At 66.8% G+C, this 15,657-nt stretch carries 14 protein-coding genes and 1 tRNA gene; 4 read left to right on the top strand and 11 right to left on the bottom strand.

Annotation, left to right across the window (positions count from 1 at the left end; genetic code table 11):
* The first annotated feature begins 58 nt into the window (after positions 1–58).
* Positions 59–1,615, top strand: coding sequence for a M81 family metallopeptidase (locus tag Q0316_RS12440; RefSeq protein ID WP_298672888.1), 1,557 nt, complete (start codon positions 59–61; stop codon positions 1,613–1,615).
* Positions 1,616–1,673: 58 nt separating this feature from the next.
* Here the strand turns inward: Q0316_RS12440 and Q0316_RS12435 are convergent, their stop codons facing one another.
* Positions 1,674–3,704 carry an elongation factor G gene (locus Q0316_RS12435; RefSeq protein WP_298672885.1) on the bottom strand — a complete coding sequence of 677 codons (2,031 nt, stop codon included), beginning with the start codon at positions 3,702–3,704 and terminating at the stop codon, positions 1,674–1,676.
* A 270-nt stretch (positions 3,705–3,974) separates the two neighbouring features.
* Here Q0316_RS12435 and Q0316_RS12430 point away from each other — a divergent pair, with 270 nt between their 5' ends.
* On the top strand, positions 3,975–4,799 hold the full coding sequence (locus Q0316_RS12430; protein ID WP_298672882.1) for a phosphate/phosphite/phosphonate ABC transporter substrate-binding protein: 825 nt from the start codon (positions 3,975–3,977) through the stop codon (positions 4,797–4,799).
* Positions 4,800–4,899: 100 nt separating this feature from the next.
* On the opposite strand, the gene Q0316_RS12425 is transcribed toward Q0316_RS12430, so the two are convergent.
* The 4 genes from Q0316_RS12425 to Q0316_RS12410 all read right to left on the bottom strand — a co-directional run bounded on the left by Q0316_RS12425 (position 4,900) and on the right by Q0316_RS12410 (position 8,915).
* Positions 4,900–4,975: transfer RNA gene (locus Q0316_RS12425), tRNA-Glu, on the bottom strand.
* A gap of 45 nt (positions 4,976–5,020) precedes the next feature.
* The gene (locus Q0316_RS12420) at positions 5,021–6,394 is read right to left on the bottom strand and encodes a class II 3-deoxy-7-phosphoheptulonate synthase (protein ID WP_298672879.1); all 1,374 of its coding nucleotides are present in this window, start codon (positions 6,392–6,394) and stop codon (positions 5,021–5,023) included.
* Positions 6,395–6,490: 96 nt separating this feature from the next.
* Positions 6,491–7,270, bottom strand: a complete 780-nt coding sequence (locus Q0316_RS12415; protein ID WP_298672877.1) for an SDR family oxidoreductase — start codon at positions 7,268–7,270, stop codon at positions 6,491–6,493.
* Positions 7,271–7,475: 205 nt separating this feature from the next.
* On the bottom strand, positions 7,476–8,915 hold the full coding sequence (locus Q0316_RS12410; protein ID WP_298672874.1) for a carotenoid oxygenase family protein: 1,440 nt from the start codon (positions 8,913–8,915) through the stop codon (positions 7,476–7,478).
* Between the two features lie 98 nt (positions 8,916–9,013).
* Between Q0316_RS12410 and Q0316_RS12405 the strand changes: the two genes are divergently transcribed.
* Complete coding sequence (locus Q0316_RS12405) at positions 9,014–9,565, top strand: TetR/AcrR family transcriptional regulator (RefSeq protein ID WP_298672871.1); 552 nt, start codon at positions 9,014–9,016, stop codon at positions 9,563–9,565.
* Here Q0316_RS12405 and rfbA read toward each other — a convergent pair.
* Genes rfbA through Q0316_RS12380 form a run of 5 tightly spaced genes read right to left on the bottom strand, consistent with a single transcriptional unit; the run spans position 9,562 to position 13,942 of the window.
* Positions 9,562–10,437 (bottom strand): glucose-1-phosphate thymidylyltransferase RfbA, encoded by an 876-nt coding sequence (rfbA, locus tag Q0316_RS12400; protein WP_298672869.1) that lies wholly within the window; start codon positions 10,435–10,437, stop codon positions 9,562–9,564. The two genes, Q0316_RS12405 and rfbA, sit on opposite strands and share 4 nt — an antisense overlap.
* Positions 10,434–11,321: a dTDP-4-dehydrorhamnose reductase gene (gene rfbD, locus Q0316_RS12395; protein WP_298672867.1), complete on the bottom strand. Its 888-nt coding sequence runs from the start codon at positions 11,319–11,321 to the stop codon at positions 10,434–10,436. The genes rfbA and rfbD overlap by 4 nt, the downstream gene beginning before the upstream one ends.
* Positions 11,318–12,370 carry a dTDP-glucose 4,6-dehydratase gene (gene rfbB, locus Q0316_RS12390; RefSeq protein ID WP_298672865.1) on the bottom strand — a complete coding sequence of 351 codons (1,053 nt, stop codon included), beginning with the start codon at positions 12,368–12,370 and terminating at the stop codon, positions 11,318–11,320. The genes rfbD and rfbB overlap by 4 nt, the downstream gene beginning before the upstream one ends.
* Positions 12,371–12,379: 9 nt before the next feature.
* Positions 12,380–12,946, bottom strand: a complete 567-nt coding sequence (gene rfbC / locus Q0316_RS12385) for a dTDP-4-dehydrorhamnose 3,5-epimerase (RefSeq protein WP_298672861.1) — start codon at positions 12,944–12,946, stop codon at positions 12,380–12,382.
* A 54-nt stretch (positions 12,947–13,000) separates the two neighbouring features.
* Positions 13,001–13,942 (bottom strand): D-2-hydroxyacid dehydrogenase, encoded by a 942-nt coding sequence (locus Q0316_RS12380; RefSeq protein ID WP_298672860.1) that lies wholly within the window; start codon positions 13,940–13,942, stop codon positions 13,001–13,003.
* Between the two features lie 47 nt (positions 13,943–13,989).
* Here Q0316_RS12380 and Q0316_RS12375 point away from each other — a divergent pair, with 47 nt between their 5' ends.
* Entirely contained in the window at positions 13,990–14,964 is a 975-nt protein-coding gene (locus Q0316_RS12375; protein WP_298672858.1) for a M48 family metallopeptidase, read from the top strand.
* Here Q0316_RS12375 and Q0316_RS12370 read toward each other — a convergent pair whose 3' ends face one another.
* Positions 14,965–15,657: a M24 family metallopeptidase gene (locus tag Q0316_RS12370; protein WP_298672854.1), complete on the bottom strand. Its 693-nt coding sequence runs from the start codon at positions 15,655–15,657 to the stop codon at positions 14,965–14,967.

Below are 15,657 nucleotides of genomic sequence, written 5' to 3'. Positions count from 1 at the left end.
GCGCGCTCCGCTGGCGCACGCATCCTGAATTTCGCGTAAGTCGAAGGGACAATTTGCCATGCAACGTCGTTCTTTTCTGAAATCGGCATCCGCCATCGCGCTGACTTCGTTCGCGGCCAGTGCCGCGGGCGCGAAGGGGCTGATCCCCGTGTTCAAGCGTTCGCCGCGCATCGCCGTCGGCGGGATCGCATCGGAATGCAGCACCTATAGCCGCATCCGCGCGAAGATGGCCGATATCAATGTCCTTCGCGGCGATGAGATCACCGAGAATGATCGGTTCGCGTTCCTCAAACGCTATGACGTGGATTTCCTGCCGACGCTGGTGGCGAATGCCGGATCGGGCGGCCCGATGGACCATCAGGCCTATCAGGCGCTGAAGGCCGAATATCTCCAGCGCCTCACCGCGCTGCTGCCGCTCGATGGCGTCTATTGCGCGATGCACGGCGCGCTGTTCGTCGAAGGGCTGCAGGATGCCGAGGGCGACTGGTATGAGGCCACCCGCAAGGTCGTCGGCCCGGATTGCCTGATTTCCGCGAGCTACGATCTGCACGGCAATGTCAGCCAGCGCATCGTCGACAATCTCGATTGCATCACCGCCTATCGCACCGCGCCGCACGTCGATCGCGTGGAAAACACGATGCGTGCGACAGATATGCTCACGCATTGCCTGCGCTACGGCATCCGCCCCTATATCACCTGGGCGACGATCCCGGTTCTGCTGGCGGGCGAGCAGAGCAGCACCGAATGGCAGCCGGGCCGCCGGCTGTGGTCCGATCTCAGCGAGTATAACCGGCAACCGGGCATCCTCGATGTGTCCCAGCTTGTCGGCTATGTCTGGGCGGATGAGCCGCGCTCGGCGGCGTCGGTGGTGGTGACCGGCACCGCACCCGCCATGCAGGCGCAGATCGCGACCGAACTGGCGCAGCGTTACTGGGATGCGCGCCGCGAATTCACGTTCGGCAGCCCCACAGGCACCGTCGAGGAAACGATCGCGCAGGCGATGGCGTCCAAAACCCACCCGGTGGTGATTTCGGATTCCGGCGACAATCCCGGCGGCGGCGGCAATGCCGATCAGAGCAACTTCCTCCAGGCGCTGCTGAAGGCCGGCGCGACCAGCGTGCTGCTGGGCGGGATGACCGATCGCCCGGCGACCGACGCCTGCTACAAGGCCGGGGTAGGGGCGACGATCCCGCTGTCGATCGGCGGCTCGCTCGATCCGATCCAGAGCCAGCCGGTGAAGGTGAATGCCACCGTCAAATCGCTGACCAAGGTGAGCAAGCCGGAGGATGGCGAGGCCGTGGTTGAGTTCAACGGTATCACCGTCACGCTTTCCGCGCGCCGCCGGGCGTATCATGCGGCGGAAGCGTTCCGCGACATCGGGTTGGAGCCGACCGCGTTCAAGATCGTCGTGCTCAAGTGCGGCTATCTCAACCCGACGATGAAGCCGCTGGCGAACCCGCATCTGATGGCCTTGTCGCCGGGCGCGATCGACCAGGATATCCCGAACATCGCGAACAAGCACCGCGTGCCGAGCTTCCCGTGGGTGCAGAACCTGACCTACACGCCGAAGCCCTATCTTTCGAAGCGCGCGGCGCTGGCGAAAAAGACGGCGTGATAATCGGCGCGGGCTCGCGCCGCCGCGATGGCGGCGCGAGCCTTGCATCACATGCTTATCAGGCCGGCTCGGGCGCTCGCTGGATTATCGTGCTGGCGAGCTTTTCGTTCAGTTCCGCGAGATGATCGAAGCGCGCCTCGTAATGCGCCATGCCCTGGCTCAGCGAGCGGAGTTCGGGCTCCAGCCCGGAAAGCTCGGCCTCGGGCAGCAGCAGCTCGATCACGTCCCAGCGGGACCAGCCTTCGAGCGGCGCTATCCCTAGCATCTGGCCGCGCCGGCTGGTCGCGGCGGAGGTGATCCGCGAAACCGCGCTGCCCGGCGCCCGGATCGTCACATGCGAGACCGGCTCCAGCAGATAGGGCGTGGCCGCCGCCAGCGCCTCGGCCATCGCGATCCGGCCGGCGGTGCGAAAGGCGAGTTCAGAACTGTCGACGCTGTGATAGGAACCATCGACCAGCGCGACCGCGACATCGACGACCGGAAAGCCGCACGGCCCGCGCGTCATCGCATCGAGCACGCCACGCTCGACCGCCGGAATCCACTGGCGGGGAACCGCGCCCCCGGTGATCCTTTCCTCGAAACGAAAGCCTTCGCCGCGCTCCAGCGGGCGTAATTCGATGATAACGTCGCCGAACTGGCCATGCCCGCCGGATTGCTTCTTGTGCCTGCCGTGCTTCGTCACCGCCTTGCGGATCGTTTCCTTATAGGCGATCGCGGGCGGGCGCACCTTTATGGCAACGCCGTAGCGCCGGCTCAGCCGCGCCTGGACGACAGCCAGATGCTCGTCGTTCAGCCCGTGGAGCAGCGTTTCCTGCGTCGCCTCGTCGAGGCCCCAGCGCAGGCCGGGGTCTTCCTCGGCCAGCCGGTTGAGCGCGGTGGATAGCCGCACTTCGTCCTTATGATCGGTAACGGTGATCGCAAGCGCGCAATTGCCTGCCGGGCGTGGCGGCGCATGGGCGGTGCCCTGTGGCTGCCGCACCGCGCCGAGCCGGTCACCGGCCTGGATCGTATCCACCTTGGCGATGCCTACAATGTCGCCCGGCTGGGCGCGATCAATCTTCGTCGTCGCCGCGCCCTGCACCGCGAACAGCGATCCGATGCGCATCGCGCTTCCATCGGGGGCGAACAGTTCGGCCCCCTCGGCGAGCGGCGCGCCGAAGACGCGCGCCAGCGCCAGCCGGCCGACCGCGCTGCCGTGGGTTATCTTGAACACCTGTGCCCCGGCGCCGGCGATATCGAGCCGGTCCGCCGCCAGCGCGGCGGCGGGCGTATCGTGGCGCAGCATCTTGAGCAGGCGGCGGATGCCGAAACCGCCCAGCGCTGAGCCGAACAGGATCGGCACGATCAGGCCCGCCGCGGTTTCACGCGCGAGATCGCCGAAGATGGTGTCCGCATCCGGCGTTTCGTCGTTCAGCAATTGTTCGAGCAGCGCGTCGTCATGGTCGGCCAGTTGTTCGAGCATGTGGAAGCGGGCTTCGCTCTCGTCGCTTCGCAGATGCGCGGCGAGCGGCACCTGTTCCGAACGGCGGCCCGGCTGATAATGATATGCGCGCTCCAGCGCGAGATCGACAAAGCCCGCCACGCGTTCGCCGGCCCGGATCGGTATTTGCCGCGCGACGAGCGCCGCGGCGCTCAGCGGCTGGAGCGCGGCAAGCAGATCCTCGATGCTGCCGCGCGCCTGATCTATCTTGTTGACGAAAAGCGCGTGCGGCAGGCGCAGCGCTTCGAGGCGGCGCAACGTCGGCTCGACCAGTGGCGCGCGCGCCGGATCGGGATCAATCACCACCAGAGCGAGATCGGCCACCGCCAGCGCGGTCTCCGCATCCGCCGCGAAGCCCGCCGAGCCGGGGGCGTCGATCAGCGCATAGCCGTCCTTCATCCATTCGAAGCGCATCAGGTTAAGCTCGGTGGAGCCGCATCGCGCGCGGGCTTCCGGGCTGGCGTCGCCCACGCTGCTGCCGCTATCGACCGCGCCCAGCCGCGCGCTGGCGCCGGCTGCGAACAATATCGCTTCGGCGAGGCTCGTCTTGCCTGTGCCGGCTGGTCCGACGATCGCGATGGCTCTGGTGCCGTGGACGGTCGCATCCATATCGCTCTCCTGCTGCCTGCCTATTTCCCGTGCCGGAAATCGCCCGCTGGAAATGCGAGGATCGGCTTCCCGGCGCGCGAACGCAAGATCGTTCGAAGGTCCAAATGCTTTGCGGCGCGGGTTGGCTCCCAAAACGGGATTCGTGCTGCTTCTACGTGTCAGATGGCGGGCTTCTCCGCACAATGCGCGCGCGGGCGGATGAGGAAAGCGCTGGACATGTGCCCCGTCGCCGCGCTTGTTCGGCAGGTTTAATGAGGGGAGCATGAAGATTTGATCGCCCTGTCAGCATTACTGGCGGCTGCCGCGCCGCTGCATGTCGCGACCTATGCCTATCCCGCTTATGACCGGACGCAGGCGCTCGCCCCGCTCGCGCAACTGGTCGAGCGCGTCACGGGGCAGGCGGCTGACATCACCTTATATCCCTCGCCCGAGGCATTGGCCGCCGCCGTGCGCGAAGGCCATGTGGATGTGGCGGTGACCAACCTCGCCGCCTTCATCGAGGCTTCGCGCACGCGCGCTGTCCGGGCGATCGCTGTCCCCGACGTGCCTGCCGCCACGCTCGATCGTTATCGGGGTGTCCTGCTCGCACGGCGGGAAACCGGGGCCAGAACCCCCGCCGATCTGCGCGATCGCGTGACGACGCTGCGCTATGCCGAGGTTCTGCCCGGCTCCACCTCGGGCGCGCTGGTGCAGGCGGCGGCATTGCGCCACGCCGGGATTGACCGCGCGGCCTTCCGCTCGATCGAACAGGCGGGCACGCATGATGCGGCGCTCGCGCGCCTGTTGACCGGGGAAAGCGATGTCGCGGCGCTCGCGGAAACGCCCTGGCGAACGCTGCGGGCTGAAAAGGCGGATCAGGCGGCGCGGGTGGTGGAACTATGGCGTTCCGAGCCGTTGCCGCCCGGCCCGGTGCTATGTGTCCGCTCTCCCCGCATCAGCTGCAACCGGGTCGCAGCCGCGCTGGTCCGATATAATGCCGAGAGCCGCGATGTTGCGATCGCCCTTTCGAAAGGCTGGTCGGAAACGGCAGGTACCACGCGCTTCCTGCCCGTGAACCAGCGCACCTACGCGCCGTTCATATCCCCACCGCGCTGAGGGGCGGCAATGGCGGCGACGGAGCTGGGAAAGGTGGGAGGCAGCCTGCCGAACCGCGATACGTTGAAAGGGCTTGAGGGTTCCCGCGCCTGCAATCCCATGGTGACCCCTACGGGACTCGAACCCGTGTTTTCGCCGTGAGAGGGCGACGTCCTAGACCGCTAGACGAAGGGGCCATCTTGCAGGTGGAGGCGGGCGCTTAAGGCCCGCCGCCGCCCGCGTCAAGCTGCTGCTTTGCGTCGCTCCGCCATTTCCTCGTTCAGCATCTCCGCCAGCAGGAACGCGAGTTCGAGGCTCTGGCCGGCGTTCAGGCGCGGATCGCAATGCGTGTGATAGCGATCGGCCAGCGTCTGCTCCGTCACGTCGATCGCGCCGCCGGTGCATTCGGTGACATTCTGCCCGGTCATTTCCGCATGGATGCCGCCGGCGTGCGTGCCCTCTGCGCGGTGGACGGCGAAGAAGCCGCGCACTTCGGCGAGGATGCGCTCGAACGGGCGCGTCTTGTAGCCGTTGGCGGCCTTCACGACGTTGCCGTGCATCGGATCGCAGCTCCACACCACCGGATGCCCCTCACGCGTGACTGCGCGGAGCAGACGGGGGAAGGCGGCTTCGATCTTGTCATGGCCATAGCGGGTGATGAGCGTGATCCGCCCCGCCGTCCGCGCGGGATTGAGCAGATCAAGCAGCCGCAGCAGCTCATCCGGCTCAAGGCTCGGGCCGCATTTCACGCCGATCGGATTGCCCACGCCGCGCAGGAATTCGACATGCGCCGATCCCTCGAAACGCGTCCGATCGCCGATCCACAGCATGTGCGCGCTGGTGTCATACCAGTCGCCGGTCAGCGAATCCTGCCGCGTCAGCGCCTGCTCATAAGGGAGCAGCAGCGCCTCATGGCTGGTGTAGAATTGCGTCTGGGCGAGCTGCGGCACGGTTTCCGGGTCGATCCCGCACGCCGCCATGAACTCCAGCGCCTCGCCGATGCGATCCGCCGTCTCGGCATATTTCGCGGCCCAGGGCGAACGGCCCATGAAATCATGCGTCCAGCGATGCACCTGGTGCAGATTGGCATAGCCGCCGCTGGCGAAGGCGCGCAGCAGATTGAGCGTCGCGGCGGACTGATTGTAGCCGCGCACCATGCGCGCCGGATCGGGAATGCGCGCTTCGGGGGTGAAGGCGATATCGTTGACGTTGTCGCCGCGGTAGCTCGGCAGTTCCACGCCGCCGATCGTCTCGGTCGCCGCCGAGCGCGGCTTGGCGAACTGGCCGGCCATGCGCCCGACCTTCACCACCGGCAGCTTGGAGGCGAAGGTGAGCACCACCGCCATCTGCAGGATCACGCGGAACGTGTCGCGGATGTTGTTCGGGTGAAACTCCGCGAAGCTTTCGGCGCAATCGCCGCCTTGCAGCAAAAAGGCCTTGCCCGCCGCGACATGCGCCAGATCGGCGGTGAGATTGCGCGCCTCGCCCGCAAACACCAGCGGCGGATAGCTGCCGAGCTGGTCGGTCGCCGCGTTCAGCGCGGCGGCGTCCGGATAGTCGGGAAGCTGGCGCGCCTCATGCGCGGTCCAGCTATCGGGGGCCCAATTGGCGGCCATGGCACACTTTCCGTCGATACTAGGAGCAATCAAGCTGGGGGCGATAGCGCCGCGATGCAACGAAGGAAAGCTTTGGGTGCGCCAGCGCCGCCCGGTTTACATGATGCCGGCGTAGCTGCCGCCGTCGATCAACAGGCTTTGCCCGGTGATATATCCCGCCTGTTGCGAGCAGAGGAAGGCGCAGGCCGCGCCGAATTCCGCCGGATCGCCAAAGCGGCGTGCGGGAATGCGCTCGCGGTTGCGGCGCTCGGCTTCGTCCGTCTCGATCCCGGCGGCCTGCGCGGCGAAGCGGTGGACGCCTTCCAGCCGGCGTGTCGCGAACAGGCCGGGGAGCAGGAAGTTGATCGTCACGCCCGAGGCGGCGACCTGCCTCGCCACCCCGGCGAGGAAGCCCGTGAGCCCGATCCGCGCGCCGCTCGACAGATCGAGGCCGGGGGTGGGGGCCTTCACCGAGGCGGAGGTGATGCACACGATCCGCCCGAACCCGCGCTCGACCATGCCGTCGATCACCTGCTGCACCATGCGGATCGGGGTGACCATATTGGCATCCAGCCCGGCGTGGATCGCTTCGCCGTCCAACTGGCGGAAATCGCGCAGCGGCGGGCCGCCGTTGTTGTTGATGAGGATGTCGACGGTCGGCGCGGCGGAGATCAGCGCGCGCTGCACCCCGGCGTCCGCGATATCGCCCGCGATCGCCGCTACCTGAGCGCCGGTTTCATCGCGGATCGCCTGCGCGGCAGCCTCCAGCGCTGCCGCCTCGCGCCCGTTGAGCACCAGCCCACACCCGGCGCGCGCCAGTTCTGTCGCACAGGCGCGGCCAAGGCCGTGGCTGGAGGCGCAGACGATCGCCGTCCTGCCGTTGAGTCCGAGATCCATGCGCGTTCCTCCTCGTGCGAGGAAACGCGCATGGACCGGATCAACCGCGCTGTGAAGCTCATGAGTGGGGGATGCTTCCTTCGCGATCCCATTCCTCCGTCATTCCCGCGCAGGCGGGAATCCATTCGCACCGGCCATTTCGATAGCGTCGGAACGGTAGCGCATCTGGATTCCCGCCTGCGCGGGAATGACGGGGTCTTTGGATTTAGCCCCGCTGCTCGGGTAGCCAGTTGCCGTGGAAGCCCGGTGGGATGCGGTGTGGCACGCGCACGCTGGCGATCGGCGCGCCCGCGAAATCGCGCGCGTCGATGATCGCAAGATCGGTCGTCTCATTGGGCAGATCAATCACCAGCCCGATCAGCCAGCCCTCGTCCTCCGCCGCATCGGCATGGGCGGGAACGAAGACGAACTCGCCAGGATAGCGCCCGGCACCGAACTCATGCGTCTCGCGCGCGCCGGTTGCGAGATCATGCTTGTATAGCCGCGTCGCGCCGAGGAACTGCTCACCATCACTTTCGGGCAGCGCGATCGTATAGGCATAGCGATAGGGCTGGCCGAACCGGCGCTCGTCCGGGCGGGGGAATTCCTGCGGGCTGGCGTCGATCGTGCGGCGCCTCACCGTTCCGGCGATCGGGTCGATAGTCCAGCGTTCCAGGCCCATATTGCGCCCGTTCGGCCCGCCCGTCCCCTCCGCGAACATCGTCTGATAGGCGCAGACATCCATCACCACGCTGCCGTCCGGCGCGTCATACGCATTGGCGACGTGGAAAACATATGCCGGGTCCACAGCACACCAGATGACATCTTCCGCCGCGCCATTTCGCGGCAACAGGCCGACGCGGGCGTGATGCTCCGGGTTCCAGGCGTAGGGGAAACGGTGCCCGCCGATCAGCGCCTTCATCGAGAAGGTGACGGGCAGATCGAGGATCACGGCATAACGCGCGGTGATCGCGCAATCATGGATCGACGGGCCGTGTTTCACCGCGATCGGCAGTTCGCGGATCACCTTGCCCTCAGGCGAGAGCACGATGTGGCGGATCGTGTTCGGATCGGTCGCTTCATAGGCGATGGCGTGATGCTCGCCGGTCAGTGGATCGCGATGCGGGTGGGCGGTGAACGATCCCTCCAGCGTGCCGTCGAAGGGGTTATAGGTCTGTTCGTCCAGCGTTTCGTTCAGTTCCACCGGATAGCTGCCGGCTTCGACCAGCGCCCAGGTGCGGCCCGCGATGTCGATGACATTGGTGTTCACCGTGTCGAAGCCGCCGTTGCGCGGGCCGGGGGCGGGGGTTTCACCCAGCGCCTCGGCCACCGCGCGGGAGCGTATCCAGCGATTGCGATACCATAGCGCCTTGCCGTCGCCCAGCGCGATGCCGTGAACCATGCCGTCACCCGTGAACCAGTGATAGCCCGCCGGATCGGGCGCCACCGGGTTAGGCCCGATGCGCAGATAGCGCCCGTCCAGCGCGGTGGGGATCGTGCCGGTCACCGGCAGATCAACCAACGTCATTTCGCCGGTCAGCGGCTGGTGGATGCCGGTCAGGAATGGGTGATCGGTTTGCGGCAGATGCTTGCGATTGAAGTCCGCAACGATCCCGACGCCTTTGGCGACGACCGAGCGGATCGCGGTTTCGACGGTTCCGGCCATGACGAGTCTCCAATGTGTTCGGCGTAAACATAACCTTTATGTGATCGCTGTCAACATGGGTCTTGCGGGCGGCGGATCGGGCGGGCTATCTGCCGGAGGTGGCAAGGACATATCATCACGGGGATTTGCGCGCGGCGCTGATAACCGCCGGGCTGGGGCTGATCGAGGAACAGGGCGCAGACGATCTTTCGTTGCGCGAACTCGCGCGCCGAGTGGGGGTGAGCGCAACGGCGGTCTATCGCCATTTTCCGGACAAGGCGGCGTTGATGGCCGCGCTGGCGCGCGAGGCGTTGGAGCGGCTGGCGGCGGCGCAGCGCGCGGCCTCCGAACGGGCTGGCGGCGGCGCGGCGGGGTTCGGGGCGACGGGCGCCGCCTATGTCCGTTTCGCGCGCGATAATCCGGGGTTGTTCCGGCTCGTCTTCGCGCATCCCGCATCGCAGGGGATGGACGAGAAGGAGGATGACGCGATGGCGATGCTTCGTGCCGCCGCCGTCGCGTTGGCGCCCGAGGGAACCGACCCGACGGCCTTCGCGCTGCGCGCCTGGTCGCTGGCGCATGGCCTCGCGATGCTGATGCTCGATGGTCAGGTGGAGGTGGACGACGCCATGATCGACCGGGTGATCGACGTTGGCGGGTGGGTCAGCCGTTAGGTGGCGCGTTCCCGCACGGCATTGATGATCGCGCGACCGTAGTTGGTTTTGGCGAGGGCTTCGCCGCGTGCGAGCGCCTGATCGGCGGAGATGAAGCCTTGGGTGAACGCGATTTCCTCCAGGCAGGCGATCTGGATGCCCTGGCGGTGCTGGATGGTGCGAACGAACTCGGATGCTTCGAGCAGGCTGTCGTGGGTGCCGGTGTCGAGCCAGGCATAGCCGCGGCCCATCTGTTCGACGTAAAGGTCGCCCGCCTCCATATAGAGCCGGTTGAGATCGGTGATCTCCAGTTCGCCGCGCGCCGATGGTTTCAGATCACGCGCGAGATCGAGCACGCGATTGTCGTAGAAGTATAGCCCGGTGACCGCGCAGTTCGATTTCGGCGCGGCGGGCTTTTCCTCCAGGCTGATCGCGCGGCCATCGCCGTCCAGCTCGACCACGCCATAGCGTTCGGGGTCTTCGACGCGATAGCTGAACACCGTCGCGCCCTCGGTGCGCGCCACCGCGCTCGCCAGCAGGTTGGTGAGGTGCGCGCCGAAGAAGATATTGTCGCCCAGCACCAGCGCGACCCGATCATCGCCGACGAACTCGCGCCCGATCGTGAATGCCTGTGCGAGCCCCTCGGGGCGCGGCTGCTCGGCATAGGAGATGGCGATCCCCCATTCGTCGCCGGTGCCGAACATGCGGCGATAATTGTCGATGAACTCGGGGCTGGAGATGATGAGGATATCGCGGATGCCGGCCATCATCAGCACCGACAGCGGATAATAGATCATCGGCTTGTCATAAACCGGCAGCAACTGCTTGTTGATCGCCAGCGTCGCCGGATGCAGCCGCGTGCCGGAACCGCCGGCGAGGATGATGCCCTTCACTTCTGCGTTCCCATCAGTTCGTCGATAATGTCGTCGAGCGCGTCCTGCCATGGGCGCGGTTCGATGCCGTAAGCCGTGCGGATCGCGGCGTGGTCGAGCCGCGAGTTGGCCGGGCGGCGCGCGGGCGTGGGGTAATCGCTGGTCGCGATCGCCTCGACCAGGGGCGAGGGGCCGCCGCGCTGTGCGGCGCGCGCGAAGATCGCGCGGGCGAAGCCGCACCACGTCGTCTCGCCGGCGTTGCTGAAGTGGAACGTGCCGGTGGGCGCTGAACGGTCATCGGCCATGGCGAGCGCGATCTTCGCGACCACGGCGGCGAGATCGGCGGCGGCGGTCGGCGCGCCATGCTGGTCGTCCACCACGCGCAACGTGTCGCGCTCGGCGCCGACGCGCAGCATCGTCTTGACGAAGTTGTTGCCATGCGCGCTCACCACCCATGAGGTGCGGACGATCGCATGGCGCGGACAGCCGCTCGCCACCGCGAGATCGCCGCCGAGCTTCGATGCGCCATAGACGCCGAGCGGCCCGGTCGGGTCGCCGGGCGCCCAGCGGCCCTCTTTCGATCCGTCGAACACATAATCGGTCGAGACATGGATAAGCGGGATATCCGCCGTGCGGCAGGCTTGCGCGAACGCCGCCGGCGCGAGCGCGTTGACCGCCCAGGCGGTGACCGCATCCTCCTCCGCCTTGTCGACCGCGGTATAGGCCCCGCCCGAGATCACCGCCGCCCATGGCCGCGACGCGACCATCGCGGCGATCGCGGCGGTATCGGTGAGATCGAGTTCGTCGATATCGACCGCGACGACGCGCCAGCCCGCCGGCCACGGATAACGCTTCAGCTCGGTGCCGAGCTGGCCGTTGCCGCCGGTGACGAGGATTTCCCTCATGCCGCCAGGCCCCGCCGCTCGGCGGCCTTCGCCTCCACCAGCGCGCGCCACCACGGCTCATTGGCGAGATACCAGCGCACCGTTTTCGCGATCCCGCTCTCGAACGTCTCGGCGGGTTCCCAGCCGAGTTCGTCGCGGATGCGGCGCGCGTCGATCGCATAGCGCGCGTCATGCCCCGGCCGGTCGGCGACGAAGCCGATCTGCGCGGCATAGGATTTGCCGTCGGCGCGCGGGCGCTCGGCATCGAGGATCGCGCACACCGTCTCGACCACCGCGAGGTTGGTCTTCTCGTTATTGCCGCCGACATTATAGGTCCGCCCCGGCGCCCCGCGCTCGAACACCGCCTGCAACGCGCGGACGTGATCCTCGACATAGAGCCAGTCGCGCACGTTGGTGCCCGTGCCGTAGATCGGCAGCGTTTCGCCCGCCAGCGCCTTCACGATCATCAGCGGGATCAGCTTTTCCGGGAAGTGATACGGCCCGTAATTGTTGGAGCAATTGGTGACGAGCACCGGCAGCCCGAACGTATGCCCCCAGGCGCTGACGAGATGGTCGCTCCCCGCCTTCGACGCGGAATAGGGCGAGCGCGGATCGTAGGAGGTGTCCTCGGTGAACAGCCCGCTCGGCCCAAGCGAGCCATAAACCTCGTCGGTGGAGATATGGTGGAAGCGGAACGCTGCCTTCGCCTTGTCGTCCAGCCCCTGCCAATAGCCGCGCGCCTCGGCGAGCATCACATAGGTGCCGACAAGGTTGGTCTGGATGAAGGCATCGGGCGCGTCGATCGAGCGATCGACATGGCTCTCGGCAGCGAGATGGGTGATGACATCGGGGCGGAAATCCGCGATCGCCGCGCGCACCGCATCGGCATCGCAGATATCGCCGCGCACGAAGCGATAGCGGCTGCTCGTCGCCACCTCCTCAACGGTGGAGAGCGTGCCGGCATAGGTCAGCTTGTCGAAGTTCAACACCTCATGCGCGGTGTTGGCGATCAGATGGCGGACCAGCGCCGAGCCGATGAACCCGGCCCCGCCGGTAACGAAGATGCGCATCAAACTACCTCAGGCAAGCGGCGCCAGCGGGCGACCATCGTAAGGAAAGGGGCTGTCGAACCCGGCGAGCGTCGGCAGCACAGCGTCCTTGGCCGAAAGCTCGGGCAGCGCGCCCGCCGGCAGCGGCCAGGCGATGCCCGCGCTGTCCCAGCGGATACCGCCATCGCATTCCGGCGCGTAATAACCGGAAACCTTGTAGGTCACCTCGCAATCGTCGGTCAGCGTCAGGAAGCCGTGCGCGAAGCCGATTGGCACGAATAGCTGCCGTCCGTTCTCCGCCGACAATTCCACCGCGACATGCTCGCCATAGGTCGGCGAGCCGCGCCGCACGTCCACCGCGACATCGAGGATGCGCCCGCGGATGCAGCGCACCAATTTGTCCTGCCCGTGCGGCGGCGTCTGGAAATGCAGCCCCCGCAAGGTGAGCGCGGGCACCGACAGCGAATGATTGTCCTGCACGAACCGGCAGGCGATCCCGCGCTCGGCAAAGCGGCGCTCGGTATAATATTCGGTGAACCAGCCACGCGCATCGCCATGCCGCACCGGCTCGATCAACTGGACAGGATTATCGTTCATCAACCGGGGCATAGCCACGCGATGGTTTACGGACAATCAAGACGCGGCGGGCGATCAATATCCGGCGTCCAGATCCGCGACATTTTCCATCGCGGTTCCGGCTGCGAAGGCGGAAAGGTTGCGCAGGAACAGCGCGGCGGCGCGCTGGAACATTTTCGCGCGCCCGCTCCGCCCCGAAAGGTGCATCGTAATCATGCAGTTCGGCGCGGACCATAATGGGTGGCCGGGGGGCAGCGGCTCCGGGTTGGTCGGATCGAGGAAGGCGCCGCCGATCGTGCCGCCGTGGAGTGCGGCGAGCAGCGCATCGTCGTCGATCATGTCGCCGCGCGCGATGTTGATGATCCAGGCATTGTTCTTCATCGCGGCCAATTCGCTCGTGCCGATCAATGCCTTGGTATCCGGGGTGGAGGGAGCGGCGAGCACCACCCAGTCGAACTCGCCCAGCCGATCGCGCCATTGATCCGGCGTCAGCGTGCCGTCGCGCCCCGATCGCGTCACGCCCGTCACCTCGATGCCGAGCGCCGTCAGCCGTTCGCCGATCAGCCGCCCGATCGCGCCGAGGCCGACGATCAGCGCTTTCGTCCCGAACAATTCGGTCATCCCTGGCGCTTCGAGCAGCCACTTTTGGGCGTCGGCGGCGCGGACGATCTGATCGTAGCGTTTGGCCGCGACCAGCACGCCCATCACCGCATATTCGGCCACCGCCAGCGCGTTGATCCCGACGCCGTTGGTTACGATCGCACCCCGCGCGCGCAGCACGTCGAGCGGAAAGGCATCAAGCCCGGCGTAGATGGTCGACACCCATTTGAGGTTCGATCCCGATGCGCGGATCGTCTCCGCGACGTTCGCGGGCTTCTCCATATCCACCCAGGCGATATCGGCATCGGCGATCATCGCCTTGGCCTCGTCAACGCTTTTCCACCATGAAGCGGAGATGCCCGCCGGCAAATGCGGTTCGAGAAGCGGGCGGGCCAGCGCGGGCAAAACTGCTTTCATGGCATGGACGATAGCGTCTCGATCTGTCTGCGCCTATCGTTGAAATCGTGAGCAAGTTTCGTGTCGCCGCCGCCTTCCTGCCCATCGCGCTGACCGCCGCCGCCCCGGCGGGCCTGTCGGTCGACAGCCTTGAGGCGTTGCGCGCGATCGACCTGAGGCTCGGCACGATCGGCTATCGGCTGGCTACGGCCAATGCCGCATTGTGCGATCGGCAGGCCCCGATAACCGGCGCGCTGTTCCACGCGATCGCGCAATATGATCGGGCGAGCGAAGCGGCGGCGCGGCAGGCGTTCGGCTTCGCCACGCCGGTGGCGGTGGAGGCGGTGGTGGCCGGGTCGCCCGCCGCGCGCGCCGGTCTCCAGCCGAACGACGGGATTGTCGCGGTGGATGGCACGAACGTCGCTTCGGTGGGCGCGCCGTCATCGGTCGCGGATCGCGATGCCGTGCTGGCGGCGATCGCGCGGGGCGGGATGCGGGTGCGGCTCGATGTGGTTCGCGGCGGTGCCGGGCGGACGGTGGATGTCGCCGGCGTGGCGGGGTGCGCGGCGACGTTCGAGGTGGTGCTCGGCCCGGCGATGACCGCCCAGTCGGATGGCAAGGTGGTGCAATTGGGGGTGCGCTTCTTCGAACGCTATCGTGATGATGAGGTGGCGGTGATCGCGGCGCACGAACTGGCGCATATCGTCCTGAAGCATCGCGCGCGGCTGGAGGCGGCGGGGGTGAAGGGGGGGCTGTTCGGCGAACTCGGTCGCAACGCGCGTCTGTCGCAACGCGCCGAGGATGAGGCGGATCGGCTGAGCGTCCATCTGCTCTATAACGCCGGCTATGATCCGGCATCGGCGGCGCGCTTCTGGCGCGCGCACGGCGGCGATATCGACGGTGGCCTGTTCCGCAGCCGCACCCACCCGGCAACCAAGACGCGGGCGGCGGCGATGGAGGCGGAAGCCGCGACGCTGGCGGGGGAACCGGCGCGACCGTCGATTCCCGCGCTGGTGGTGGAGCGCGATCGGCCGATACGATAATCAGGGATTGTCGAGCAGCAGCCGCTCGTAAAAACCCCCGAACTGATTGGCGTGGTCGATGAGGTGGATTTCCAGAATCCAGTAGCGCCGCCGCCCTTCCAGATCGGGCGCGCGCAGCGGCTCGGGATTGCCGGGCGCGATACGATTGCGCTCCTTCGGCCCCGGCATCCGCACGTGCGGAAATTCGCCGACGACATGCCCGGCGATGCGCCCGCCAAACCGCCACCCCGCTTCCTCGGCGGATCGGCAGGCATAATCATAAAGCGCCGTGCCGCTGATATCCGGATCGCGCAGGAAGCGTTCGCGCACCTTCTTGAATTGTATCGGCAATTCGCGGCACAGCGCATGTTTTCGGGGATCGGCGCCGATCGCGTAGCTGCGCCCGACATCCGCCTCCCATTCTTCGAACACCGGGCCGAGATCGAGATAGACGATATCGTCCGGCGCGATCGTGCGGACCGGCGGATTATCCCCGGCGACGCACAGCGTGTTGATGCCGGCGCGCGCGATCCGCTTGTGCCAATGCTTCTCGACGCCGAATTCGCGTTGTGCCAGCGCGTAGATATCCTGCTCGACCGCGCGCTCGGTTCGTCCGGCGGCGACGATGCCCGATGTTTCGATGAGCCCGAGCAACGCGAACGCCTTGTGCTCGGCATCCAGAAGCCGTTCTAGCCTGACCCGCTCGGAATCCAC

The sequence above is a fragment of the uncultured Sphingomonas sp. genome (assembly GCF_937871615.1).
Lineage (GTDB): Bacteria > Pseudomonadota > Alphaproteobacteria > Sphingomonadales > Sphingomonadaceae > Sphingomonas.
This window is presented reverse-complemented; position numbering and strand designations above follow the sequence as displayed.

What these genes read in the sequence shown, in the direction of transcription:
- Q0316_RS12415 (WP_298672877.1), bottom strand. Translation starts at nt 7,270, where the DNA reads ATGGATCTCGGACTCAACGGCAGGACGGCGATCGTCTGCGCCTCCAGC.
- Q0316_RS12420 (WP_298672879.1), bottom strand. Translation starts at nt 6,394, where the DNA reads ATGGCCGCCAATTGGGCCCCCGATAGCTGGACCGCGCATGAGGCGCGC.
- rfbB (WP_298672865.1), bottom strand. Translation starts at nt 12,370, where the DNA reads ATGCGCATCTTCGTTACCGGCGGGGCCGGGTTCATCGGCTCGGCGCTG.
- Q0316_RS12435 (WP_298672885.1), bottom strand. Translation starts at nt 3,704, where the DNA reads ATGGATGCGACCGTCCACGGCACCAGAGCCATCGCGATCGTCGGACCA.
- Q0316_RS12440 (WP_298672888.1), top strand. Translation starts at nt 59, where the DNA reads ATGCAACGTCGTTCTTTTCTGAAATCGGCATCCGCCATCGCGCTGACT.
- rfbC (WP_298672861.1), bottom strand. Translation starts at nt 12,946, where the DNA reads ATGAACGATAATCCTGTCCAGTTGATCGAGCCGGTGCGGCATGGCGAT.
- rfbD (WP_298672867.1), bottom strand. Translation starts at nt 11,321, where the DNA reads ATGAGGGAAATCCTCGTCACCGGCGGCAACGGCCAGCTCGGCACCGAG.
- Q0316_RS12380 (WP_298672860.1), bottom strand. Translation starts at nt 13,942, where the DNA reads ATGAAAGCAGTTTTGCCCGCGCTGGCCCGCCCGCTTCTCGAACCGCAT.
- Q0316_RS12410 (WP_298672874.1), bottom strand. Translation starts at nt 8,915, where the DNA reads ATGGCCGGAACCGTCGAAACCGCGATCCGCTCGGTCGTCGCCAAAGGC.